Here is a 23,872-nt window from a genome sequence, read left to right on the forward strand (position 1 = left end):
ATAATGGCTAAGCTCAACAATGCTAATTACTCAGCAGCGGTTGAATGGTCTTTAGCTAAGAATTCTTTAATGACCCCTAAGTCACGAGTACGTGGGATAGGCGGTAAACTCGCCAAAAATATGCCACCGTAATCGCGAGTCACCAAGCGGTTGTCGCAGATAATCAAAGCGCCATTATCGCGCTTATCACGTATCAATCGACCGACACCTTGTTTCAAGGTAATCACGGCGTCTGGCAATTGTACTTGTGCAAAAGGATCACCCCCTTTCAACTTACAGTCTTCAATTCGAGCCTTAAGCAAAGGGTCATCAGGGGCTGTAAAGGGCAATTTATCGATGATAACACAGCTTAATGCATCGCCCCTAACATCTATGCCTTCCCAGAAAGCACCAGTGGCCACCAGCAATGCATTACCTAATTCCATGAATTCTGCTAAGGTTTTTTGCTTACTTGTCTCACCTTGTAGCAGAACGGGAACCGAGAGGGTTTCACGGAATCGCTCCCCCAACTCTTTCATCATGCTATGTGAAGTACACAAAAAGAAACAGCGACCTTGGTTTTGCTCAATCACAGGGGTCAGCATTCTTACTAGCTTATCCGCTAAGCCCGGGCTATTCGGCTCAGGAAGATAACGAGGCACACACAAGCGCGCCTGATTTGGGTAATCAAATGGGCTCGGCAGTGAAAACTGGGCCGACGGTTTTAGTCCTAATCGAGAAGTAAAATGATCGAAATCGTCCGACACCGCCAAAGTTGCAGAGGTAAACACCCAAGCACCCGGTTTTAGCTCAATCTGCTCATGGAATTTGTCGGCGACTGAGAGTGGCGTGATGTGCAAAGCAAAGTGTCGTGGCGTGGTGTCATACCAATACGAATAACCAGTAATCGACACGTCACATACACGTTCAATGCGCGACTTGATCATAGTGGCGCGTTCAAAAGCCGTGTCTAACAACTGGCTTCGACCCAATGCTAATTTCAATACATCAACGGCCAGTTGCAACGCATCTTGTAAGCGAACTAGCTCTCTCGCAATCGACTCTGACTTCAATGCTTCACGCCAGTTACCGCGAAAGCCCGTATCGCCAAGCACAATGCGTAGATCGGCTGACGATTGAACGAGCCTATCCCCTACTTTCTGCAGTTGGCGCATGTCTTTGGCTTCAGTTCGGTAAGCGATTTCAATGTCCTTGGCTAGCTCTTGGATCTGTCGGCTGGAAACCGATTGTCCGAAGTATTGGCTAGCGATATCGGGAAGTTGATGCGCTTCATCGAAAATAAACACATCAGCTTCAGGAATCAGCTCACCAAATCCGGTCTCTTTAATCGCTAAATCCGCTAAGAACAAGTGGTGGTTTACCACAACCACATCAGAGTCCATCGCTTTTTTACGCGCCTTAAGCACAAAGCAATCAGTGTAGCTTGGGCACTCTTTACCTAAGCAATTATCATTGGTCGAGGTAATCGTCGGGATAACTGGGCTATCTTCAGCGATATCATCACAATCGCCCAGATCACCCGTTTGTGTGGATGACGACCAACTGCGCACTTTCACCAACTGAGCTAACAGCGTTGGATCGGTGTGAGTGCCATGGCTCTCGATCATTTGACGACTGAGCCTGTCCAAGCACAAATAGTTTGAACGGCCTTTGAGTAACGCAACCTGACCATAAAAACCAAGCGCATCGACCATCAATGGTAAATCTCGGTGAAACAGCTGTTCTTGAAGGTTTTTAGACCCCGTACTGATGATCGTTTTCTTACCACTCAGCAGTGCTGGCACTAGATAAGCAAACGTCTTACCTGTTCCCGTTCCCGCTTCAACGACCAATTGGCTCTGTTGTTCAATAGCCTGTGAAACCGCTTCAGCCATGTCTAGCTGAGCTTGTCGAGGTTGGAACCCAGGGATCGCTTTACCCAAAGCACCATCAGCAGAAAACGTTTTAGATATCATAGAGTACGAAGTTTAGAAAAATAGAAGGCGAATTATGGCAGGTTTAGTGAGCCGGCGCGAATCAAGAATGACTTCGCACCGGAGGTGTTTGGTTCGGGTTAAGCTACCTAGAAGGTAAGAATTGAAGAAATAAAAATCATAGAATCGTTATTATTTTCGGCTGAGATAACGCGACAACCAAGGGGCGCCTTCAAAATGATTATCGCAAGGCTGCATGGCTTTCACTGCATCGGTTGGTGAGGTTTTACTTTCCCACATTTCATCTAGAACATTACCATCTAACTCTGTACTTCCCGCTAATGAATTCACTCGTTTGCAGTACAGTTTTTTTGCTAGTAACTCTTTATCCATAAGTATCACCTCTATTTTTGGCCAAAGCGTCAATGCCTCGGTTGAAGTTCAAATGCGTACTACGGTCAAAACTTGAAAAATGAAGCTTCTGCCTTTTTTTCTATCGAAAAACTGATATTTCTATATAAAACAATTTATCGATGCGATAAATGAGCAGCAGAATTTGTTGAAACCAACTTGATAATAGATTAATTATAACGGTGATACTGCGGCTCAGTTCACCGTTCGACGGCCTGCATTAAATTTTGAAGAATCCCGATTTCATATAATAAGTGCAACATTCATGGAAGTAAGACGCAAATGGAAAGAAAAACTTTATTAACACATTGTACTGACGCCCCTGGCCTCATCTCAAAGATCACCAACATTTGTTATAAGCACCAACTCAATATTATTCACAATAATGAGTTCGTTGATAACACAAGTGGCCACTTCTTTATGCGCACCGAGCTAGAGGGCTACTTCAATGACGAAACCTTACTCGCCGATTTAGACCAAGCCCTGCCAGAAAACACAAAACGTAAGCTGGTTGATTCATCTCGTAAGCGTGTTGTGATTCTGGTAACTAAAGAAGCACACTGCCTTGGCGATATTTTGATGAAGAACTTCGATGGCAGTTTAGATGTTGATATTGCGGCAGTAGTTGGTAACTACGATACACTGCAAAGCCTAACCGAGCGTTTTGATATCCCTTACCACCATGTTTCTCACGAAGGATTGAACCGTGAAGAGCATGAGAAGAAGATGTTGGAAGTGATTGACCAGTATGAGGCGGACTATCTAGTGCTTGCTAAATACATGCGAGTGCTGACGCCGGGGTTTGTTGAGAAGTACAACCACAAAATCATCAACATTCACCACAGCTTCTTGCCAGCATTCATTGGTGCTAAGCCATACCAGCAGGCTTATGAGCGCGGCGTAAAAATCATTGGCGCAACGGCGCACTTTGTGACAAACGATCTCGATGAAGGTCCAATCATCAAGCAAGATGTTATCCCAGTGGATCACAACTTCAGCGCAAAAGACATGGCACAAGCGGGTCGTGACGTAGAGAAGAACGTGTTGAGCAAGGCTTTAAACAAAGTGATCAATGATCACGTGTTTGTTTACGGCAACAAGACCGTAATTCTGTAAGTCGGATATCGATTTACAGTAAGACTTCCAGTTAGAACCCAATAAAAAACGCGTAATAGGATTTCTCCATTACGCGTTTTTTGCATCTGATGATCTGACTAGCTTTATGAGATTCCCGACTACGCTCCTTCGTCGCTATCGGGAATGACGAATTCGGTAAGAACCTTCTAACCGTAGACTCTGACATACGTCCTCGAACGCTCAGACTGTCAGCATCTAAAGATAGACCTGGCAAACACCATCAAACACCCCGTAATTCCGACGAGCCTAGGCGAGATCAGGAATCTATTCCCAGCCACTCTCTAATCAAATTAGGCCTGTTCTGACTCAACAATCTTCTTCAAAGAGTGTGGATGCAGCTTAATGCAAATCCCTTGATGCTTGAATGCAACCGTTGGATTATTCAAACGTTCCCCCTCACCTTTCGGGCTAGAGAGTTTTATCTTAATGCCTTGATCTGCCAAATTTTCAAACTTAGCAGCGAACTGCGGGTAAGTCTCTTTAAGGTCTGCTAGATACTCATCGGCCGTTTGTGCGTGAGAAGGAATCACAAACTCTACATGCTCCCAATCTTGGTTCGGGTAAATCTTGCCTTCAGCTGGGTATGGAAGCTCTAAACATTCAATCTTCCAACCAAGGCTTTGCAATGGTTTATCGAAAGCCAACACCACAATGGGACGACCATTGATCATCGCTTCTGAAATCGTAGAGCCGTATTCAGACCATGCTTGATGTGCTGATTTAGCAAGCTCAGTTTCATTGATTCTCAATGCAATATGATCCGCTTGAGCAAAGCTTAAATCCAAACCCAGCACATTTCCGAGGTTCTCAATTTTCGTCATAAACGTATCAAGGCGTGCAATCATTTGTTGTGGCTCTAGTTCAGCTTGCTTCAGGCTCATCGTCATTGTCTATGTTCTCCAAATAATGGCAGCATGGTATCAGTTTTACTTCCAGCAACAAGCGCTGCTTTGACAAAAAACACTCAAAAAGTACCGTGTCTTACTTTCCTAAATAGACAAACTTCGCTTGGTCAAAGTTGATTGTCAAAAACCCCTCAGGAAATGTTAATTTTCTATCAATTCGACCTATAAGAAAGCCCACAAAATTGGTATGATTAACGCCATTTTTGTGAACTTAAACAGAGTCTGTTGTTCATTTCAGCATTAAATCGTTAACTAGAAGCATAATTAGCCAAATTTAATGCCCACGAAATAACGGCTACTCTTATTCATCCTTGAATTGAAGGAAACGCGTGTGAATATCCAAGCACTGATTAATGACAAAGTATCTCAGGCTCTAGAAGCCGCTGGCGCACCTGCAGGCTCTCCTGCGGCTGTCCGTCAATCTGCAAAACCACAATTTGGTGACTACCAAGCAAACGGCATTATGGGTGTTGCTAAACGACTAGGCACTAACCCTCGAGAATTTGCTCAAAAAGTATTGGACGTTCTAAACCTAGACGGTATCGCTTCTAAAGTTGAAATCGCAGGTCCAGGTTTCCTAAACATCTTCCTAGATGAAACGTTCCTGGCACAACAAGCAGACGCAGCGCTTGCTGACTCTCGCCTTGGTGTTTCAGCCGCAGAAGCACAAACGATTGTTGCTGACTACTCAGCTCCAAACGTTGCAAAAGAAATGCACGTTGGTCACCTACGTTCAACGATCATCGGTGATGCTGTTGTTCGTACACTTGAGTTCTTAGGTCACAAAGTTATCCGTGCTAACCACATTGGTGACTGGGGTACTCAATTCGGTATGCTTATCGCAAACCTTGAGCGCATCCAAGCTGAAACTGGTGAAGTTTCAATGGAACTGTCAGATCTTGAGCAGTTCTACCGTGAATCTAAAAAGCTTTACGACGAAGACGAAGAATTCGCTGTGAAAGCACGTGGCTACGTAGTGAAACTGCAAGGTGGCGACGCATACTGTGCTGAAATGTGGAAAAAACTGGTTGACGTAACCATGGTTCAAAATCAACGTAACTACGATCGCCTGAACGTATCACTGACACGTGATGATGTGATGGGTGAAAGTATGTACAACCATATGCTTTCAAACATCGTTTCTGACCTACAAACACAAGGTCTAGCAAAAGAGTCTGACGGCGCACAAGTTGTATTCCTAGACGAATACAAAAACAAAGATGGCGACCCTATGGGCGTTATCGTGCAAAAACGTGACGGTGGCTTCCTATACACCACCACCGATATTGCATGTGCTAAATATCGTTTTGAAGAACTGGGCGCAGATCGCGTACTTTACTTCATCGACTCTCGTCAGCACCAACACCTAATGCAAGCTTGGACTATCGTTCGTAAAGCGGGTTATGTTCCTGAGTCTGTATCTCTTGAGCACCACGCATTCGGCATGATGCTAGGTAAAGATGGTAAGCCATTTAAAACTCGTGCAGGCGGTACAGTGCGTCTTGCTGATCTTCTGGACGAAGCAGAAGTACGTGCAACTCAGCTGATTGAGTCTAAAAACCCTGAGCTAGCAGAAGACGAGAAGAAAACCATCGCGAACACAGTTGCAATGGCGGCTGTTAAATACGCAGACCTTTCTAAGCACCGTACCACTGATTACGTGTTCGACTGGGAAAACATGCTGGCATTTGAAGGCAACACAGCACCGTACATGCAGTACGCATACACTCGTGTCGCTTCAATCTTTGCTAAAGCAGGCATTTCTATGGACTCTCTTGAAGGTGAAATCAAAATCACTGAAGAGAAAGAGAAAGCCCTTATCGCGAAACTTCTACAATTTGAAGAAGCGGTACAGTCTGTTGCTCGTGAAGGTCAACCACACATCATGTGTAGCTACCTGTTCGAACTTGCTGGTCAATTCTCTAGCTTCTACGAAGCATGCCCTATCCTTGTGGCTGAAGACGAAACCGTTAAACAGAGCCGCCTGAAGCTTGCTGCACTGACAGCTAAGACTATCAAGCAAGGCCTGTCGCTTCTAGGTATCGAAACTCTAGAGCGCATGTAATTCCCTTCGGGTTACAATGAATAAATACAAAGGTTGATGTGAGAGCATCAACCTTTTGTTTTATCTAACGTATACTGAATTCAAGAAATCGAAATGGATAATAATAATGAGCTTTGAACTTCACCCACAGTTAGCAAAAGACACCACGCTTATTGGCGAATTTCCACTAAGCTTGGCGCTGCTAAGCAAAGACAGTGCAGTGCCTTGGGTTATCTTGGTACCCAAACGCGCCAACCTAAAAGAGTTGCACCATCTACCAATGAAAGAACAACAGCAGTTCTTGCTTGAGTCTCAAGCGGTAAGCCAAGCACTAGAAGCGATATTCCAACCAGACAAGTTAAACCTTGGCGCGCTGGGTAACATGGTGCCACAGCTACACATTCACCATATTGCGCGTTTCAAAAATGACATCGCATGGCCAGGACCAGTATGGGGAAACACTAAAGGTGAGCAGCGTACGGAAGAAGAACAAGCTGCAATCCATACTCGTATCCAGAACGTTTTGTCGCTGAGTTCTATCTTCAAGAAGGCGTAATTTGAGTTGGTCTCATTGAGCTTTAAAACAAGACTGTTCAGAAAAGATACATAACAAAAAACCGCTTACCTAAAATAGGTGAGCGGCTTTTTTATTGTCTAATCTCGTCGCTTTCAACGAGAGTATGAAGGCCTGAACTACATCATCACATTCAGTGACAAACCATCTTGTTTGCTGATGGTGTAGCGAATACGTGTTGTATGGCCATGCTTATTGGTGTCGACCAAGCGAGATATCTTGCCTTTCTTGACCCACACTCCCAGCATCGCATCGATACCGTCTTCACTTACCCCAAACTTAGATGCAAGCTCACTACGTGCAGCGACACCTTCGTTGTCAATGTATTGATGAAGTTCAGTTAAAATCATACTACTTGCACCTCAAGTGCTTTTTGCTTACTGCCGATTTTCTTGAAGATGCGATACGTCACCACAAAACCACCAGCAATTGCCACCATCCACACAGCACTACTTACTGGGTGTACAGCGAAGTTTGCTGCTTGGTAATAGAAGGTCGCACCGAAGTAACCAAGTGCCATTGTCCAAACTGCGATGAAGCGGGCAAACGTCTGACCAAATTCACGAACATAAGCACCCATCGCTGCCACACAAGGTGTGTAAAGCAAGATTAGGATTAAGTAAGCAAACGCAGCGTGGCCTGATACAAACTTATCTTTCAAGTTACCAAAGATCGAAGTATCAACCTCTTGATCAGCAGCCACTGAACTAGAGTCAGACAAGTCACCAACTTCAATTCCTAGTGGATCTGAATAGCTCAAACCAGCAAGGTTTTCAGGAATGGTCATTACAGCTTCTTCTAAACTTGCCGCTAGATCAAACTCAGCCGCTTCTTCATCAGAAGGTGTGGTGTATAAGCTATTTAGCGTACCAACCACAGCTTCTTTCGCAAAAATACCGGTAATGATACCAACCGTTGCTGGCCAGTTCTCTTCAGTAATACCAATCGGTTGGAACACTGGAGTTACAACTTGAGCCGCTTTAGATAGCACAGAACTTTCACTGTCTTCGTTACCAAAACTGCCGTCCATACCTAATGAATTCAAGAAACTCAGAATTGCCACAACCATTACAATGGTTTTACCTGCGCCAAGCACGAAACGTTTCAGCTTCTGCCAAGTTTTCAGCATCACGTTTTGCACGGTCGGCAATTCGTAATCCGGCATTTCCATAACCAAGCTATCGCTGCTACCAGGATAGATAGTATTTTTAAGGAACAAGCCCGTAAATACAGAAGCCAGAATACCCATGATGTACAGAGCGAACACGACGTTTTGTCCAGCACCAGGAAAGAATGCAGCAGCAAACAGTGCGTATACAGGTAGACGAGCACCACATGACATAAACGGTGCCATTGATGCGGCGAGTTTACGTTCGCGCTCTTGGTCAAGAGTACGAGTTGCCATGATAGAAGGTACGTTACAGCCAAAACCCAGAACAAGTGGTACAAATGCTTTGCCCGGTAAGCCAATCTTCTGCATCACTTTATCCAGTACAAATGCAGCGCGGGCCATGTAGCCTGAACTTTCTAGTACCGCTAAGAATAAGTAAAGTGCGGCAATAACCGGAATAAAGGTCGCAACCGTTTGGATACCACCACCAATACCATCAGCAAGAACGGTGACTAGCCAAACCGGTAAGTGACCATCTAATAAATGATGTCCGCCATCAACTAATATTGCGCCAACACCAATATCGAAGAAGTCGATAAACGCGCTACCGATATTGATAGAGAACATAAACATTAGGTACATGATGACGAAGAAGAAAGGAATCCCGACCCATTTATTCAAAATGAATTGATCGGCTTTCTCTGTGAAATTACGGCTCAGTTTGCCTTCGCTGCGACGAACTCGTTTACAAAGTTCATGTAAGAAAGTGTATTTAGCGTCAGCAACAGCAAGATCAATATCGAAATCGGCACCAAGACGCACACTATCAATTTGAGTCCGAGTTTGTGGGGCCAAACCATTCAATACCAAGTAATCATTTTCTAAAGCACGAATCGCTAGCGCTCGGTGAGATACGTCAGCATCATCAAATTGTGACTCAACAGAAGGAATAAGAGCTTCTAACGCGGCATCGTAATCAATAGAGATAGGATCAAGACTCACACCTTGAACCAGAAGCTTATGCAAACGCTCTTTAAAACGAACCACTTGTCCTTTATCGTTTGCTGACAAGCTTAGAACCGGGCAACCTAGCTCTTTTTCTAGAGCCTTAAGGTTAATCACCTGACGCTCACGCTTTAATACATCCATTTTGTTCAATACAACGATCATTGGGCGACCCAACTCTCGCAATTGTAATGTCATGTATAAGCTTCTTTCCAAACAGCTAGCATCAACAACATTGATGATCACGTCCGCTGGGTGAGTAAGCACGGCGCGTGATGCAATCGACTCATCGATACTGTTTGCATCATTGCCACTGTCTAGTGCATAAATGCCTGGTAAATCCGTTAACTGAAATTGATCACCAGCGTGCGAATATAAACCGGTTTTCTTTTCTACGGTCACACCAACCCAGTTACCAACGTGCTGTTTTGCGCCAGTTAATGCGTTAAATAATGTTGTTTTACCACTATTAGGGTTACCAACAGTAAGAACTTGATAATCCATTTAGATAACCTCGATTTGTTCTGCAATGCTTTCACGAATGGCTATAGAAACACCTCTCACTTCAACTTGAAGCGGATCACCCATAGGTGCACGACGGATAAGTGTCACCTCGGTATTTGGCAACATGCCCATAACCATTAGTTTTTTTCTAACGTCTGGTGTTAAACCTGTAAGTGCAACAATAGAAGCCGCTTTTCCTTGCTCTAGTTGTGAGAGTTTCATAAGTACCCAGTTCGAGATTGATAATGAGAAAGATTGTTATTACCGACATGATACATGCACATACCCACAATTCTATTGTGTGAAATCAATGTTTTCGAAAATACACTCTCGTAAATTTCGTTAAAAACGTTTACGTCAAAAACGTCACTTTCAACAATTAGTGGGGACTACCTCACTAGTACGCGTCAACCAGAAAACAATAAGGCACTAATAATCAACAACTTATAACAATGTCGGTTTTCTCACAGTCATCTGTCGTTAATTTTATAAGCAAAACAAGTCGCTACCCGTATAGTTACTCCATCGAAGAGAAACTCTTTCTCTTTAATTTTATTCCAGAGGTGATGTGGCTTGCCATATCACTCCGGCAGCAAGCGAAGGTGTCATTGGCACCCGTGGTATAGTCCCCCCGGCTATACCACGATATTTTTTTTCTTCCTTTTGTTTTAACCCACAAACCTTTTTAAACTCCCCCAACTATCGTTATATCTCGTATCTCGTATCTCGTATCTCGTATCTCGTATCTCGTATCTCGTATCTCGTATCTCGTATCTCGTAGAAGCATAAAAAAGCCCCAACACCGAATGTCGAGGCTCAAAGTATCTTTATCTATGTTGTAACTGGACGTCCCTAGTTCACTGCTCTTCGTTGTTTTCAGCAAACTTAGATGGCGACATGCCAAAGTGATGTTTAAACCTTTGACTGAAATAGGAAGGGTCATTGAAACCAGAATCAAACGCGACGTCTGAAATCCTTTCTCCCGCAAGTAGCCGCTCGCACGCATGCTCTAAACGCACTTCATTCAAATGCTCTTTAAAGGTCTTGTTGTAAGCCGATTTAAAACGTCTCTGTAAGCTTCTCTCTGACATGAACAAGTACTTAGCAGCATTTGCAGTACTGAACTCTGCATCGGCGTAGTTTTCACTTACAAGCTGTGACACTCTGTTTTTCCACTCTTGCTCAGCACTTAACCTTTGTTGCTCCGTCGCTGAAACTGTAAGTTTAATGGTCTCGATCTGTTCAATTGTGCTAGCTTCCAAATTATCTAACACTTGATATTCAATCGGCCACGAAAGCTGCACCTTATTTTGAGAGTCCGAGACAAAAGCATTCAGTTCACCACCGCTCTGGTTCATCAATAATGGCAACTTTTCGATGTTTAGGTCGGTCGACTTTCCAGTATTGTCATTAATGCTTGAAGTCAATTTTGGGAAAGGCATTCCATGGTCTCGAATCGTCACAACAAGGTGCTCTTTAACCTCTTCAACCAATACCACCATACTCTGTGACTTAAAATTTCTCTTAATGATGCTAGCGACTAGACTGTTGAAAATAATATCAAGATTAAAATACAGCAAGGATACATGTCGTTGTTTAGTTTCAACTTTAATATCCAGTTCAATACCGGCTTTGGCTAAATCGTCCTGCCAAGCTTTGAGTACAGCTTCTAAGATTAAAATTATATCGTAACAAACCTTTCCCTTCCCTTGTGGCGTGTTACTCAACTGAGCCAAGCCATTTTTCAATGTCAATATTGGCGACTTACCTTGTTCATCATTCCAATTTGGGATCATAGCTGCGATATGATTAACTTCAGAAGAGAGTTCATTAGCAGTATGTGTGACAAGAGCACTCTTAACTGACAACTGTTTTTTAAGCTGTTGATTAGTCGTTAGTAGTATTCGGCTTTGATGCCTCAGTTGATCTGTCTTTAATGCAACTTGCGCCTTTAAGTGCCTGTTGGCGAAAGTGACGTAACGTGATCGCCAAAAAACCAAAGCAGTCACTACACAGATAAGTAATACAAGAGAGCTTGCTGCTGCCCAATTACTCAGATACCAAGGTTCCGCAATAGAAAAGCTTTGGTTCGTTGACGTAAAGCGATAATGGGAGTCCTTAACGGGTTTCACTTCCAACGTATAGTCCCCAGGAAGAAGGTGATCGAGTGTTAGTAACCCCCCTTCAAACTCACTCCAAGGTTCATTGTCGCTTAGTCGATACTCCATTGCAGGTGTGTATGTCGCTGGTAAAATTCCAATCTTAAAACCGATTGATGAGCCATAAGAAATTTCATCTAAATCAGCTGTCTTGCCACCAAGTGATACTATCTGATGGTCGACACTTATCTTGCTTAGCAATGCACGGCTATGAGGTGTTGTTGATACCAATAGCTCATTAGCTAATGCACTCACCACGCCATATCTTGAGCCAAAGATAAGCCTAGTAGACTGGCTACCTGAGCTGTAAAACAGAGCACACGCACCTGCAGCCAATTCATTGGTGATCAAGCCAAATGGTGAGCCGATATGTTTATGTAGTTGCCCATCCAATCCGTAATAGCTAATACCTTTCGAAGAGCCTAACCACATCCCATTATCATCGCTAATTAAACATTTAGGACTGATATTTTCCTCAACAAGAGTGACCTCTTGAATAATAGAACTGTTATTAGAGATTCGATACACACCATAGCTACTCGCAAACCACTGGGATCCATCTTTCGCTTTTTCAATATCGACCACTTTGCCAAGCCGCTCGCTTGAACGACTAAAGCTAATTCTCTCATCAAGAAAAGAGTAGAATCCGTGATCAGTACCAACATAAATACGACCTTGTAAACCTATATTGAGAGCGGTGATCTTTGCTGGCAAAAATTTATCGACTAACCAGTCGGTACCATAACTTGTCAACTTATTGGTTTCGATAGATAACGAATAAAGGTTTTGTCCCGAGGTCATCCAAAGCATGTTATCCGCTTCAAGTGCAAAGTTTTCAACGGGTACACCTTCAATCGCTCTTGGTAGATCGACCTTTTCAGCCTCTAACGTATCAGTGTTGAAACTAATAATACCTTCTGCAGTCGCCAACCAAATTGAAGAACCAAAGATCTCAAAGTCCTGTACCGGGTTAGAGTAAACACGAACGGGGTTATCTTCACTGAGAGAATCAACCAAATAGAGACCTCTGGAAGAAGCAACCCAAGACAGTTGATCGCGAACAAGCTGTACTTTGTTTATCACCACACTACTCGAGTGCATCCCTATTCCCGTTAATGGCGTTCTTGAGAATGTCCTGCTGAACAGTGAAAAGTATCGAATTCCGTTATTGGTCGCGACCCACATTCCACCAGCATTGTCGTTAATTAACGAATATATTTTTTCACCCGGTAACGAAAAGTCTTGATTATCGGCTTGTTCAAATCGTGTAATTTGCCCCGTAATAAAGTTGTAGCTGATCAGACCATGCTCAGTCCCAATCCAGTATTGATCGGTTGTTTCAGCGAGAGAAAGAACATGCGAACCACTCACCCACCTTTCTTTCTTAGGATTTGCAAGATCTATAATGACTGCACCATTCAATGTGCCAATGACTAACTCACGTCTTGCCATCGAAAAATACAGCGTCTCTATATGATTTTTTTCTGATGCACCGATATGAGTAAATTCTTGGCTATCAGAAAGGTACACTCCGGAACTGGTCGCTAGCACCCATTTTGACAACACCCGCTCAGCATCGTTAATCGTAATATCGCTGCTATTGTTGTACCGATACAATTTTAGAAGCGAGTAAGTGCTAAATTCTAAAGATTGAGTATTGTACGTATAGAAATTACTGCCATCTGTAACCCAAATATAATCACCGGAAGCACCGATATTCGCGATCTCAGCCCCCGGGCTTAGACTAAATGCAAGTGAGTTGCCGATTCCTGGGCTATGTCGGTACACCTCATTATCAAAGAAAGTCCAAAACTCATCGTTAAGAAACGCGACTTTCTCTGAAGAAAATTGCAAAAGGCTACCTTTTCGAGGGAATAGGGTTCTGCCATCATAAAAAAGTATTTTTCCATGCACATCATGAACCCAGAGTCCGCCACCTTCACCTAAGTACAGATTTTTGGCCGCAAGGAAGTTCCCTTGTGCTTGAACGGGCAAAGGGTAGAAAACGGAGGGTGATGTATTTACCGCAAGAACGCTAAATGAAATGCTCATTAAGATGAACATTTTGAAAATAATTCGATACAACTTTTAATCCTGAACAGCAACAACACATGAAATATTGGTTCTCACAGCGCTTGTTGCTGATTAACCAAAAAGTGAGTTTTTTTGTGCTTATTATTATCTTTCTATTTTAGCTGAAATTGACAAAGGAGAAAGGAGGTTTGATATTTGTTGGAAGGTTTTATCTTAGCGGTCACGAAAATGCCGCAAAAAGCGGCATGATTCATCAATTAACGAGAGCAAAGTGTCGTAAAGAATACTCGATATTGATTACACTCCACTCAAGCAACTTGTGTAACTATCTGTAAGCTGCTGAAGAAAATCAAAATAGCTTCCACTCTTCACTTCAACCTGCGAACCGACAGGATCAAGTTGTCCTTGTTTAGCGTTACTTCCACGAGTCACCGATTCAATCACCGCTGGTGTAAATTGAGGCTCTGAAAATACGCATTGAACATTTTCACGCACCAAAGTCTTCTTGATAGTTATCAGACTTTTTGCGCCAGGTTTACGCTCAGGGCTAACCGTAAAGTGACCTAGATTATTCAACTTAAATTCTTGTTCGAAGTAGCCATACGCGTCATGGAATACGTAGTAGCCTTTATCTTTCACTGGCGCGAGTTGTTCATGAATCGCCTGCTGTTTCTCTTTCAAAGCAATCAAGAATGAATCTAGATTCTCTTGATACGCCATGGCGTTATCAGAGTCTGACTCAATTAGCTTAGCTGAGATATATTTTGCCGCGACCTCGACTTGATCGATACCCAACCAAAAATGCGGGTCATGGCTACCATGGTTGTGCCCTTCATGAGCATCATGGTCTTCATGTCCAAACTCTCTCAAGTTAATCCCCGGAATCTCACTGATCTTGATAACGTTTTCTTTAGAACCAATCACCTTGGTCAAAAAAGCTTCTAGGTCAGGGCCAAACCAGATCACCATATCGGCACTATGAACTTTTTTGACATCCGATGGCTTAAGCGCATAATCGTGCGGCGAAGCATTGCTGTTCATCAACACATCCGGTTCACTAACGCCCTGCGTTAATTCTGTCACAATCATTTGAATTGGTTTGAAGCTTGTTAGAATAGTATTGGCACTTGCAACACTTGGCGCTAAAAGCAAAGTAGCAAGTATAAAAGATGAACGTGACATAATTCCTCGTTAATAGAAAAGTAGCTTAGGCTTGAGGTAAATGTTACATTATAACATTAGCGAATTGCAAATGAGTTCTATTCATGGATAATTTAATCCAACTAGATTCTGTGAGCGTCGAATTTGACGGTCGAAAAGTTCTAGATAACATCTCTCTAAATTTAGAGCGCGGCAGAATCACCACCCTGATTGGGCCAAACGGTGCAGGAAAGTCGACATTAGTAAAAGTGGTATTAGGTTTACAGACCAAATTTTCAGGCACAATAACAAAAGCTAAAAAACTGAAAATTGGCTATGTACCACAAAAATTAAAGCTCAATGATTCACTACCGCTCAATGTAGAACGTTTTCTAAAGCTCACTGGTAAGTTCAGTCAGCAAGAGATCCTTGAAGCATTGAAGCTCGTTGGTGCTGAACATCTACAAAAGAGCAACATGCACCAACTATCTGGCGGTGAAAACCAACGTGTGCTAATTGCTCGTTCATTGCTAAGAAGACCCGATCTACTGGTTCTTGATGAACCCGCACAAGGTGTTGATGTACAAGGCCAAATAGACCTGTACGACCTGATCGATACCATTCGCCACCGTTTTGGTTGTGCCGTATTTATGGTTTCACACGATCTGCATTTAGTGATGGCAAAAACAGACGATGTTATCTGTTTGCACCACCATATCTGCTGTTCAGGCGCACCTGCGGACATCAAACACCACCCCTCTTATATCGCACTTTTTGGCACCGCGACCCAAGAGACCTTAGCCTTTTATCACCACCAACACGAACATCACCACCATGATCTCGCAGGACAGCCTGTCGAAGGCGACGTGCATGAATGTTCAAACCATAAACACGGACACCACTAATGCTTGAGTTTCTTCTTCCCTCTATTTTAGCTGGCTTGGGCATTGCTCTAATCGCGGGGCCACTAGGTTCATTCGTGGTGTGGCGCAAGATGGCTTACTTTGGTGACACGCTTGCTCACGCTTCTTTGATGGGCTTAGCACTTGGCTTTCTGTTCAACATTAACTTGTATTTCGCGCTGCTGATTTGTTGTTTGATGCTGGCTGTGTTGCTAGTGACTTTACAAAAACAAAAGCTGGTCGCGACCGATACCCTACTCGGTATTTTGGCGCACAGCGCTCTGTCTTTGGGTCTTGTCGCCGTGAGTTTCTTAGATAACGTTCGTGTTGACCTAATGAGCTACCTATTTGGTGACTTGCTTGCAGTGTCTCCGACAGATTTGGTATTCATCTATGCGGGTGCTGCCGTGATTGGAGTGGTACTTGCTATCTTTTGGCGCCCACTACTATCCACAACGGTTAACGAAGACCTAGCGGCGGTTGATGGCATCAACATTGATTTAATGCGTCTTATTTTAATGCTATTGGTTGGGATCGTGATTGCGGTAGGTATGAAGTTTGTTGGTGCGTTAATCATGACATCGCTGCTGATCATCCCTGCGGCTACAGCAAGGAAATTCGCGAATACACCCGAGCAAATGGCCTTCATCGCATCGATTATTGGCTCTATCGCAGTGTTCGGAGGACTAAGCTTGTCTTGGTTCTATGATACGCCTGCAGGCCCGTCTGTTGTTATTAGTGCTGCAGCAATGTTTATGTTATCTCAAATGATTAGAAGCCGAGCTTAGCACTTATCAGTACGATCTCGTATCTCGTATCTCGTATCATTGAAAACATACAAAAAAGGCTTGGTCAGTGACCAAGCCTTTTTAATATCGTTCAGTTAACTTCTATCTCAATAGATAAAAGCCAGCTGATTACCAACCCGTGATTTCACGTAGGCCTTTACCGATGTCAGCAAGAGACTTAACAGTCTTAACGCCTGCTGCTTCTAGTGCTGCGAATTTATCTTCAGCAGTACCTTTACCGCCTGAGATGATTGCGCCAGCGTGGCCCATACGTTTACCTGGAGGAGCAGTAACACCAGCGATGTAAGATACAACTGGCTTAGTTACGTTTGCTTTGATGAACTCAGCCGCTTCTTCTTCCGCAGTACCACCGATTTCACCAATCATTACGATTGCTTCAGTTTCTGGGTCTTCTTGGAAAAGTTTTAGGATATCAATGAAGTTTGAACCTGGGATAGGGTCACCACCGATACCAACACATGTAGACTGACCAAAGCCTTCATCTGTTGTTTGCTTAACTGCTTCGTACGTAAGAGTACCTGAACGAGATACGATACCTACTTTACCCTTCTTGTGGATGTGACCAGGCATGATACCAATCTTACACTCGTCTGGAGTGATAAGACCTGGGCAGTTAGGACCGATCATGCGAACGCCAGTTTCTTCTAGCTTCACTTTAACGTCGATCATATCTGTAGTCGGGATACCTTCAGTGATCGTTACGATCAGTTCGATACCTGCATCAATCGCTTCTAGGATTGCATCTTTACAGAAAGGTGCTGGTACGTAGATAACTGTTGCTGTTGCGCCAGTCACTTCTACTGCTTCACGTACTGTGTTGAATACTGGAAGGCCTAGGTGAGTTTGACCACCTTTACCAGGTGAAACACCACCAACCATTTGCGTACCGTATGCGATAGCTTGGTCTGAGTGGAATGTACCTTGACCGCCAGTGAAACCCTGACAGATTACTTTAGTGTCTTTGTTAATTAATACAGACATTATTTAGCCTCCGCAGCAGCAACAACTTTCTGAGCAGCATCTGTTAGAGATACAGCAGCAATGATATCAACATCAGAATTAGCAAGTACTTCGCGACCTAAATCTGCGTTTGTACCTTCTAGACGAACAACGACAGGAACTGTTACGCCAACTTCTTTAACTGCACCAATAATACCTTCAGCGATCATGTCACAACGAACGATGCCACCGAAGATGTTTACTAGTACTGCTTTAACATTGTCATCAGAAAGGATGATCTTGAATGCTTCAGCTACACGCTCTTTTGTTGCGCCGCCGCCTACATCAAGGAAGTTTGCTGGCTTGCCGCCGTGTAGGTTTACGATATCCATCGTACCCATAGCAAGGCCTGCACCGTTAACCATACAGCCAACGTTGCCATCAAGTGCTACGTAGTTCAGTTCCCACTGAGCTGCGTGCGCTTCGCGCTCGTCTTCTTGTGAAGGATCGTGCATTTCACGAAGCTTTGGCTGACGGTACATTGCGTTTGAATCAATGTTGATCTTGCCGTCTAGACAAAGCAGGTTACCTTCATTTGTAATAACAAGCGGGTTAATTTCTAGTAGAGCTAGGTCGTACTGAGAGAACATTTGGCCAAGACCCATGAAGATCTTAACGAACTGTTTAATTTGATCGCCAACTAGACCAAGTTTGAACGCAAGTTCACGGCCTTGGTAAGCTTGAGGGCCCACTAGAGGATCGATCGCTGATTGGTGAATCAACTCTGGAGTTTCTTCAGCGATTTTCTCAATGTCCACGCCGCCTTCAGTTGACGCCATGAATACAATTTTGCGCGTTGCACGGTCAACAACAGCACCTAGGTAAAGTTCGTTAGCAATGTTCGATGCTTCTTCAACTAGGATCTTTGTTACAGGTTGACCATTAGCGTCTGTTTGGTAAGTCACTAGGTTTTTACCTAGCCACTTTTGTGCAAACTCTTTAACGCCTTCTTTGGTGTCGTGTAGCTCTACGCCGCCCGCTTTACCGCGACCACCAGCGTGTACTTGACACTTAACGACTTTCTTGGCTGTACTGATACGACCTGCAGCTTCGAAAGCTTCTTGTGCAGTATCACATGCGAAACCTTCTGGTACAGGCAAACCGAATTCTGCAAACAGCTGTTTGGCTTGGTATTCATGCAAATTCATTTTGATATTCCGTTTATTTTCCCTTAAGGGATTATTATTTCCATAACGACACAGTTTCCTGTGGTACGTCTGTAGGGTCTTCTCAAATCAACTGCTGTCCATTTTCTAATGGCTTTACAGTTCAAGTGAAGGCCAGACGTTGAGCAGCCTAGCCTTTGAAACTTTTTACGTCTAGCTAACCGGGTTAACTAGACGTTTTAGAGATACTAAACGTCTAATAGCAGACGCGCTGGATCTTCTAGAAGCTCTTTGATTGTCACTAGGAAGCCAACTGATTCACGGCCATCAATTAGACGGTGGTCGTAAGAAAGCGCTAGGTACATCATTGGTAAGATCTCAACCTTGCCATCAACAGCCATTGGACGATCTTGGATTTTGTGCATACCCAAAATTGCCGCTTGAGGCGGGTTGATGATTGGCGTAGACATTAGAGAGCCAAATACACCACCGTTCGTGATAGTGAAGTTACCGCCCATCAACTCATCAACAGTTAGCTTGCCGTCACGGCCTTTGATTGCTAGCTCTTTGATGCCTTTTTCGATGTCAGCGAAACCTAGTGTGTCACAGTCTTTCAGTACTGGAGTCACTAGACCACGTGGCGTTGATACTGCCATGCTGATGTCGAAGTAGTTGTGGTAAACGATATCTGTACCATCAATAGAAGCGTTAACTTCTGGGAAACGTTTCAGTGCTTCTGTTACTGCTTTCACGTAGAAAGACATGAAACCAAGACGTGTATCGTGACGCTTCTCGAATTGGTCTTTGTACTGCTTACGAAGGTCCATGATTGGCTTCATGTTCACTTCGTTGAAAGTAGTCAGCATTGCTGTACTGTTCTTCGCTTCTAGAAGACGGTTTGCAACTGTCTTACGTAGGCGAGTCATAGGCACGCGTTTTTGGCTGCGAGCCGCTGCTGGCGCTTCAACTGCTGGTGCAGATGCTGCTGCCGGAGCCGCTTTCGCTGCTGCTAGGTGTGCATCGATGTCCTCACGAGTAATACGACCACCAACACCAGTGCCTTTAACGTCAGCTGGTTGTAGGTTGTGCTCTGCAAGAAGACGACGAACAGCAGGGCTTAGTGCGTCGTTGCTTTCTTCTGTCAGTGCCGCTTTGTGGCGCTTATCAGGAGAAGCTTCTGTATCTTCAGTCGTGTCTTTCGTTGGTTCACCAGCGACAGCACCAGGTTTGATTTTCGCAAGAAGCTGCTTAGAAAGTACCGTAGCACCCTCTTCTTCAATGATAGCTTCCAGAACACCCGCTTCAGGAGCAGGTACTTCTAGAACTACTTTATCTGTTTCGATGTCTACAATGACTTCATCACGTGCAACGGCTTCGCCTGGTTTTTTGTGCCAAGTCGCTACTGTTGCATCAGCCACAGATTCAGGTAAATCTGGAACCAGAATTTCAATTGTCATGTCTGTATTTTCCTTTTACTTCTAGTTCTTAAGTAGGGTCAAAGCGTCGTCTACTAACGCTTTTTGTTGTTTCAAGTGTACCGACATATAGCCAACAGCTGGTGACGCTGATGCAGGACGACCTGCGTATTGAATATCAGCACCCACTGGGATAGCAGCTCGGAAATTATGTTGGCTACTGTACCAAGCACCTTGGTTTTGTGGCTCTTCTTGACACCAAACGTAATCGACTACATTTGTGTATTGTGCGATTGCAGCTCTCACGTCCTCATAAGGGAACGGGTAAAGTTGCTCAATACGTACAATAGCGACATCGTCTTGCTCGTTCTTACGTCTTTGGTCAAGCAGGTCAAAGTAAACCTTACCTGAACAGAACACGACGCGTTTTACGTTCTCAGGAGCCAGATCATCAATTTCTGCGATAGCTGGTTGGAACGTGCCTTCTGCCAAATCTTCAAGAGAAGATGTACACAGAGGGTGACGAAGCAATGACTTAGGTGACATTACAATCAGTGGACGACGCATTGGTCGAACAACCTGACGGCGAATCATGTGATAAACCTGAGCTGGTGTTGAAGGAACAACAACCTGCATGTTTTGTTCAGCACATAACTGAAGGTAACGCTCAAGACGCGCAGAAGAGTGCTCAGGGCCTTGGCCTTCATAACCGTGAGGAAGCAACATAGTTAGACCACATAGACGTGCCCACTTTTGCTCACCTGATGAAATGAATTGGTCGATAACAACTTGTGCACCGTTTGCGAAATCACCAAATTGTGCTTCCCAAAGGGTGAGACCGCTTGGCTCTGCTGTCGCATAACCATACTCAAATGCGAGTACCGCTTCTTCAGATAACACAGAGTCAAACACTTGGAATGGCCCTTGTTTATCATGAATGTTCGCAAGAGGAACATACGTGCTTGCATCTGATTGATTGTGCAGTACTGAGTGACGGTGGAAGAACGTACCACGACCTGAATCTTGGCCAGAGATACGAATACGCTTACCGTCGTCAACAAGTGTTGCGTAAGCCAGAGTTTCAGCCATACCCCAATCGACTTGTTTCTCACCATTCACCATGGCAGTTCGATCGTTGTACAGTTTATTTACTCGGCTTTGCAGCTTGTGGCTGTCTGGGTATTGGCAAAGTTTAGTACCAAGCTCTTTCAGGCGCTCGATATCAATCTTATTGTCCCACTCGATGTTCCAGTCGTGACCTAGGTAAGGAGACCAGTCCACAGAGTGAAGTGCCATTGGGCGCCACTCTTTAACCACAACTTCACCGTGATCAAGTGCATCACGATATTCGTTAACCAGTTGAGTTGCCGTATCAATACCAAATTCACCGCGCTCCATTAGCACGTCAGCGTAAAGCTTACGTGGTGTTGGATGTTTCTTGATTTTTTGGTACATCAAAGGCTGTGTTGCATTCGGCTCATCGGCTTCGTTGTGACCGTGGCGACGGTAACAAACCAAATCAATAACAACATCACGCTTGAAGGTATTACGGTAATCCAATGCAAGACGCGCTACGAACGCAACCGCTTCTGGATCATCAGAATTAACGTGGAAAATCGGAGCCTGAACCATCTTCGCGATATCTGTACAGTACATCGTAGAACGTGTATCACGAGGGTTAGACGTCGTAAAACCAACTTGGTTGTTTACAACGATACGAACCGTACCACCGACACAGAAACCACGCGCTTGAGACATGTTAAACGTCTCTTGCACTACACCCTGACCAGCGATAGCTGAATCACCGTGGATAGTAATTGGAAGTACACGGCTGCCGTCTTTATCGTCTAGACGATCTTGTCGAGCACGTACTGAACCGATAACTACCGGGTTTACGATTTCTAAGTGAGATGGGTTAAATGCAAGAGCTAAGTGAACGTTGCCGCCTGGGGTTGCGAAATCCGCAGAGAAACCTTGGTGATATTTCACATCACCAGTACCCCATGAATCATCGCTGTGCTTGCCCGCAAATTCGTCAAACAGGTCTTGTGGCTTTTTACCAAGCACATTGACCAGCATGTTTAGACGACCACGGTGAGCCATACCAACAACAACTTCACGCATGCCTTGTCCACCGGCATGACGAATGATTTCTTTCGTCATTGGGATAAGAGCATCACCACCTTCCAAAGAGAAGCGTTTTGCACCAGGGAATTTCGCACCAAGATAGCGCTCAAGACCTTCAGCAGCCGTTAGCTCTTCTAGGAAAGCTTGCTTTTCTTCTTTATTGAAAGACGGTTGACCAGATACAGACTCTAAACGTTGTTGGATCCAACGCTTTTGTTCTGTATTAGTCATGTGCATGTATTCAGCACCAATCGAACCACAATAAGTTTGCTTTAGAGATTTGTAGAGATCTTTAAGCACCATCGTCTCTTGGCCAATGGCGTAAGAGCCGACGTTAAACGTCTCGTTGAGGTCTTCTTCGGTAAGAGTGTGGAAAGAAGGGTCCAGTTCAGCGACTGTATCTCTTTCCCATAAACCTAGGGGGTCTAGATTTGCTGATTGATGCCCTCGGAATCGATAGGCATTAATAAGTTGCAGAACCTTTACTTGTTTCGCATCGACATCTGGATCACTAACTTGGACACTGTAATGCTTTGTTTCTTGAGCGAGTCGACGGAAGTATTCACGAACACGAGAGTGTGGTTGTTCCACCGCTTCTGAAGCTTGCACAGGCAGTTCTTCAAAAACGCTTCTCCATTCGTCACTTACCGAATCGGGGTCACTAAGATACAGTTCATAGAGTTCTTCTACGTACGTTGCATTGGCGCCAGCCAAGTGTGAAGACTCGAGCCATGCCTTCATCACGCCGTTGTGCATATTTTCCCTTAACCAGTAGTTTTCACGTTTGCTGCGGTCTATGCCGAGCTATTAAAAGGCCGCCCCAAAACTTCTAGGGCGGCAATTTTTATATAACTTAAACCGAACGATTCACTAGCATGGTCTTAATGTGACCAATCGCTTTCGTCGGATTTAATCCCTTAGGACAAACACTTACACAATTCATGATGCCATGGCAACGAAAAACGCTAAATGCATCATCAAGATCGGACAGACGTTCGTCTGTCGCCGTATCTCGGCTATCTATTAGCCAACGGTATGCTGCAAGTAGGCCAGCTGGTCCGATGAACTTATCTGGATTCCACCAGAATGATGGGCATGAAGTCGTACAACATGCACACATAATACATTCATACAAACCATCTAAATGAGCACGCTCATCAGGGCTTTGTAGGTTTTCACGAGCCGGTGGCACATTGCCATCAGACACTAAGAACGGCTTAACTTTTTCGTAGTTATCGTAGAACTGAGTCATGTCTACGATTAAATCACGCACAACAGGCAAACCTGGAAGTGGGCGGATTACGATCTTATCTTGGCCAGAAAGTGCAGACAGTGGCGTGATACACGCCAATCCGTTTTTACCATTCATGTTCAAACCATCAGAACCACATACACCTTCACGGCATGAGCGACGGAATGAAATCGTTGGATCTTGCTCTTTCAAAAGAATAAGCGCGTCCAAAAGCATCATGTCAGAACCTTCTTCCACCTCTAGGGTGTACTCTTTCATGTAAGGCTTCTGGTCCACATCTGGGTTGTAACGGTATAAAGAGAAATTCAGTTTCATGGTCATATCT

Annotated in this window: 18 protein-coding genes; 5 read left to right on the forward strand and 13 right to left on the reverse strand. The window is 44.2% G+C overall.

The genetic code is table 11. The features are described 5' to 3' along the window. Window positions 1-26 precede the first annotated feature (26 nt). Window positions 27-1,955, reverse strand: a complete 1,929-nt coding sequence (locus OCV30_RS11145; protein WP_065679330.1) for a DNA repair helicase YoaA — start codon at window positions 1,953-1,955, stop codon at window positions 27-29. A gap of 150 nt (window positions 1,956-2,105) precedes the next feature. Next, window positions 2,106-2,306: a hypothetical protein gene (locus tag OCV30_RS11150; RefSeq protein ID WP_009847305.1), complete on the reverse strand. Its 201-nt coding sequence runs from the start codon at window positions 2,304-2,306 to the stop codon at window positions 2,106-2,108. Between the two features lie 300 nt (window positions 2,307-2,606). Here OCV30_RS11150 and purU point away from each other — a divergent pair, with 300 nt between their 5' ends. Then, the gene (purU, locus tag OCV30_RS11155; protein ID WP_012604522.1) at window positions 2,607-3,440 is read left to right on the forward strand and encodes a formyltetrahydrofolate deformylase; all 834 of its coding nucleotides are present in this window, start codon (window positions 2,607-2,609) and stop codon (window positions 3,438-3,440) included. A gap of 311 nt (window positions 3,441-3,751) precedes the next feature. Here the strand turns inward: purU and OCV30_RS11160 are convergent, their stop codons facing one another. Then, a complete protein-coding gene (locus OCV30_RS11160; RefSeq protein WP_065679331.1) occupies window positions 3,752-4,348 on the reverse strand; it encodes a VOC family protein in 597 nt (198 codons plus the stop codon). Between the two features lie 349 nt (window positions 4,349-4,697). On the opposite strand from OCV30_RS11160, the gene argS reads away from it, so the two are divergent. Together argS and OCV30_RS11170 are read left to right on the forward strand one after the other, a co-directional pair. Then, on the forward strand, window positions 4,698-6,431 hold the full coding sequence (gene argS / locus OCV30_RS11165; RefSeq protein ID WP_009847308.1) for an arginine--tRNA ligase: 1,734 nt from the start codon (window positions 4,698-4,700) through the stop codon (window positions 6,429-6,431). A gap of 106 nt (window positions 6,432-6,537) precedes the next feature. Beyond that, window positions 6,538-6,966, forward strand: a complete 429-nt coding sequence (locus OCV30_RS11170) for an HIT family protein (RefSeq protein WP_065679332.1) — start codon at window positions 6,538-6,540, stop codon at window positions 6,964-6,966. A gap of 137 nt (window positions 6,967-7,103) precedes the next feature. Here the strand turns inward: OCV30_RS11170 and OCV30_RS11175 are convergent, their stop codons facing one another. From OCV30_RS11175 to znuA, 5 genes are all read right to left on the reverse strand, one after another. Beyond that, window positions 7,104-7,334, reverse strand: a complete 231-nt coding sequence (locus tag OCV30_RS11175) for a FeoC-like transcriptional regulator (protein WP_009847310.1) — start codon at window positions 7,332-7,334, stop codon at window positions 7,104-7,106. Then, window positions 7,331-9,604 (reverse strand): Fe(2+) transporter permease subunit FeoB, encoded by a 2,274-nt coding sequence (gene feoB, locus OCV30_RS11180; protein ID WP_065679333.1) that lies wholly within the window; start codon window positions 9,602-9,604, stop codon window positions 7,331-7,333. Before feoB ends, OCV30_RS11175 begins: the two co-directional genes overlap by 4 nt. Next, a complete protein-coding gene (locus OCV30_RS11185) occupies window positions 9,605-9,826 on the reverse strand; it encodes a FeoA family protein (protein WP_065679334.1) in 222 nt (73 codons plus the stop codon). It lies immediately after the preceding gene. A gap of 635 nt (window positions 9,827-10,461) precedes the next feature. After that, complete coding sequence (locus OCV30_RS11190; protein ID WP_065679335.1) at window positions 10,462-13,848, reverse strand: AraC family transcriptional regulator; 3,387 nt, start codon at window positions 13,846-13,848, stop codon at window positions 10,462-10,464. A 246-nt stretch (window positions 13,849-14,094) separates the two neighbouring features. After that, a complete protein-coding gene (znuA, locus tag OCV30_RS11195) occupies window positions 14,095-14,979 on the reverse strand; it encodes a zinc ABC transporter substrate-binding protein ZnuA (RefSeq protein ID WP_065679336.1) in 885 nt (294 codons plus the stop codon). Window positions 14,980-15,062: 83 nt separating this feature from the next. Here znuA and znuC point away from each other — a divergent pair, with 83 nt between their 5' ends. Together znuC and znuB are read left to right on the forward strand one after the other, a co-directional pair. Beyond that, on the forward strand, window positions 15,063-15,842 hold the full coding sequence (znuC, locus tag OCV30_RS11200) for a zinc ABC transporter ATP-binding protein ZnuC (protein WP_012604527.1): 780 nt from the start codon (window positions 15,063-15,065) through the stop codon (window positions 15,840-15,842). Beyond that, window positions 15,842-16,627: a zinc ABC transporter permease subunit ZnuB gene (gene znuB / locus OCV30_RS11205; protein ID WP_065679337.1), complete on the forward strand. Its 786-nt coding sequence runs from the start codon at window positions 15,842-15,844 to the stop codon at window positions 16,625-16,627. Before znuC ends, znuB begins: the two co-directional genes overlap by 1 nt. A 129-nt stretch (window positions 16,628-16,756) precedes the next feature. On the opposite strand, the gene sucD is transcribed toward znuB, so the two are convergent. The 5 genes from sucD to OCV30_RS11230 all read right to left on the reverse strand — a co-directional run bounded on the left by sucD (window position 16,757) and on the right by OCV30_RS11230 (window position 23,862). Continuing rightward, window positions 16,757-17,629 (reverse strand): succinate--CoA ligase subunit alpha, encoded by an 873-nt coding sequence (gene sucD / locus OCV30_RS11210; RefSeq protein ID WP_004734209.1) that lies wholly within the window; start codon window positions 17,627-17,629, stop codon window positions 16,757-16,759. After that, window positions 17,629-18,795, reverse strand: a complete 1,167-nt coding sequence (gene sucC, locus OCV30_RS11215) for an ADP-forming succinate--CoA ligase subunit beta (RefSeq protein ID WP_065679338.1) — start codon at window positions 18,793-18,795, stop codon at window positions 17,629-17,631. The genes sucD and sucC overlap by 1 nt, the downstream gene beginning before the upstream one ends. A 206-nt stretch (window positions 18,796-19,001) precedes the next feature. Next, the gene (gene odhB / locus OCV30_RS11220) at window positions 19,002-20,210 is read right to left on the reverse strand and encodes a 2-oxoglutarate dehydrogenase complex dihydrolipoyllysine-residue succinyltransferase (protein WP_009847318.1); all 1,209 of its coding nucleotides are present in this window, start codon (window positions 20,208-20,210) and stop codon (window positions 19,002-19,004) included. A 21-nt stretch (window positions 20,211-20,231) separates the two neighbouring features. Continuing rightward, the gene (gene sucA / locus OCV30_RS11225; protein ID WP_012604529.1) at window positions 20,232-23,051 is read right to left on the reverse strand and encodes a 2-oxoglutarate dehydrogenase E1 component; all 2,820 of its coding nucleotides are present in this window, start codon (window positions 23,049-23,051) and stop codon (window positions 20,232-20,234) included. Window positions 23,052-23,148: 97 nt separating this feature from the next. Further along, window positions 23,149-23,862 (reverse strand): succinate dehydrogenase iron-sulfur subunit, encoded by a 714-nt coding sequence (locus OCV30_RS11230; RefSeq protein WP_009847320.1) that lies wholly within the window; start codon window positions 23,860-23,862, stop codon window positions 23,149-23,151. Window positions 23,863-23,872: the final 10 nt, after the last annotated feature.

It is taken from the genome of Vibrio atlanticus, from assembly GCF_024347315.1.
GTDB lineage: Bacteria > Pseudomonadota > Gammaproteobacteria > Enterobacterales > Vibrionaceae > Vibrio > Vibrio atlanticus.

Excerpts from the sequence above, each read along its gene's own strand:
- feoB (WP_065679333.1), bottom strand. The coding sequence starts at position 9,604 with ATGGATTATCAAGTTCTTACTGTTGGTAACCCTAATAGTGGTAAAACA.
- OCV30_RS11145 (WP_065679330.1), bottom strand. The coding sequence starts at position 1,955 with ATGATATCTAAAACGTTTTCTGCTGATGGTGCTTTGGGTAAAGCGATC.
- OCV30_RS11175 (WP_009847310.1), bottom strand. The coding sequence starts at position 7,334 with ATGATTTTAACTGAACTTCATCAATACATTGACAACGAAGGTGTCGCT.
- znuA (WP_065679336.1), bottom strand. The coding sequence starts at position 14,979 with ATGTCACGTTCATCTTTTATACTTGCTACTTTGCTTTTAGCGCCAAGT.
- odhB (WP_009847318.1), bottom strand. The coding sequence starts at position 20,210 with ATGACAATTGAAATTCTGGTTCCAGATTTACCTGAATCTGTGGCTGAT.
- znuC (WP_012604527.1), top strand. The coding sequence starts at position 15,063 with ATGGATAATTTAATCCAACTAGATTCTGTGAGCGTCGAATTTGACGGT.
- purU (WP_012604522.1), top strand. The coding sequence starts at position 2,607 with ATGGAAAGAAAAACTTTATTAACACATTGTACTGACGCCCCTGGCCTC.
- sucC (WP_065679338.1), bottom strand. The coding sequence starts at position 18,795 with ATGAATTTGCATGAATACCAAGCCAAACAGCTGTTTGCAGAATTCGGT.
- OCV30_RS11160 (WP_065679331.1), bottom strand. The coding sequence starts at position 4,348 with ATGACGATGAGCCTGAAGCAAGCTGAACTAGAGCCACAACAAATGATT.
- znuB (WP_065679337.1), top strand. The coding sequence starts at position 15,842 with ATGCTTGAGTTTCTTCTTCCCTCTATTTTAGCTGGCTTGGGCATTGCT.
- OCV30_RS11185 (WP_065679334.1), bottom strand. The coding sequence starts at position 9,826 with ATGAAACTCTCACAACTAGAGCAAGGAAAAGCGGCTTCTATTGTTGCA.
- OCV30_RS11150 (WP_009847305.1), bottom strand. The coding sequence starts at position 2,306 with ATGGATAAAGAGTTACTAGCAAAAAAACTGTACTGCAAACGAGTGAAT.
- OCV30_RS11230 (WP_009847320.1), bottom strand. The coding sequence starts at position 23,862 with ATGAAACTGAATTTCTCTTTATACCGTTACAACCCAGATGTGGACCAG.
- OCV30_RS11170 (WP_065679332.1), top strand. The coding sequence starts at position 6,538 with ATGAGCTTTGAACTTCACCCACAGTTAGCAAAAGACACCACGCTTATT.
- sucA (WP_012604529.1), bottom strand. The coding sequence starts at position 23,051 with ATGCACAACGGCGTGATGAAGGCATGGCTCGAGTCTTCACACTTGGCT.
- sucD (WP_004734209.1), bottom strand. The coding sequence starts at position 17,629 with ATGTCTGTATTAATTAACAAAGACACTAAAGTAATCTGTCAGGGTTTC.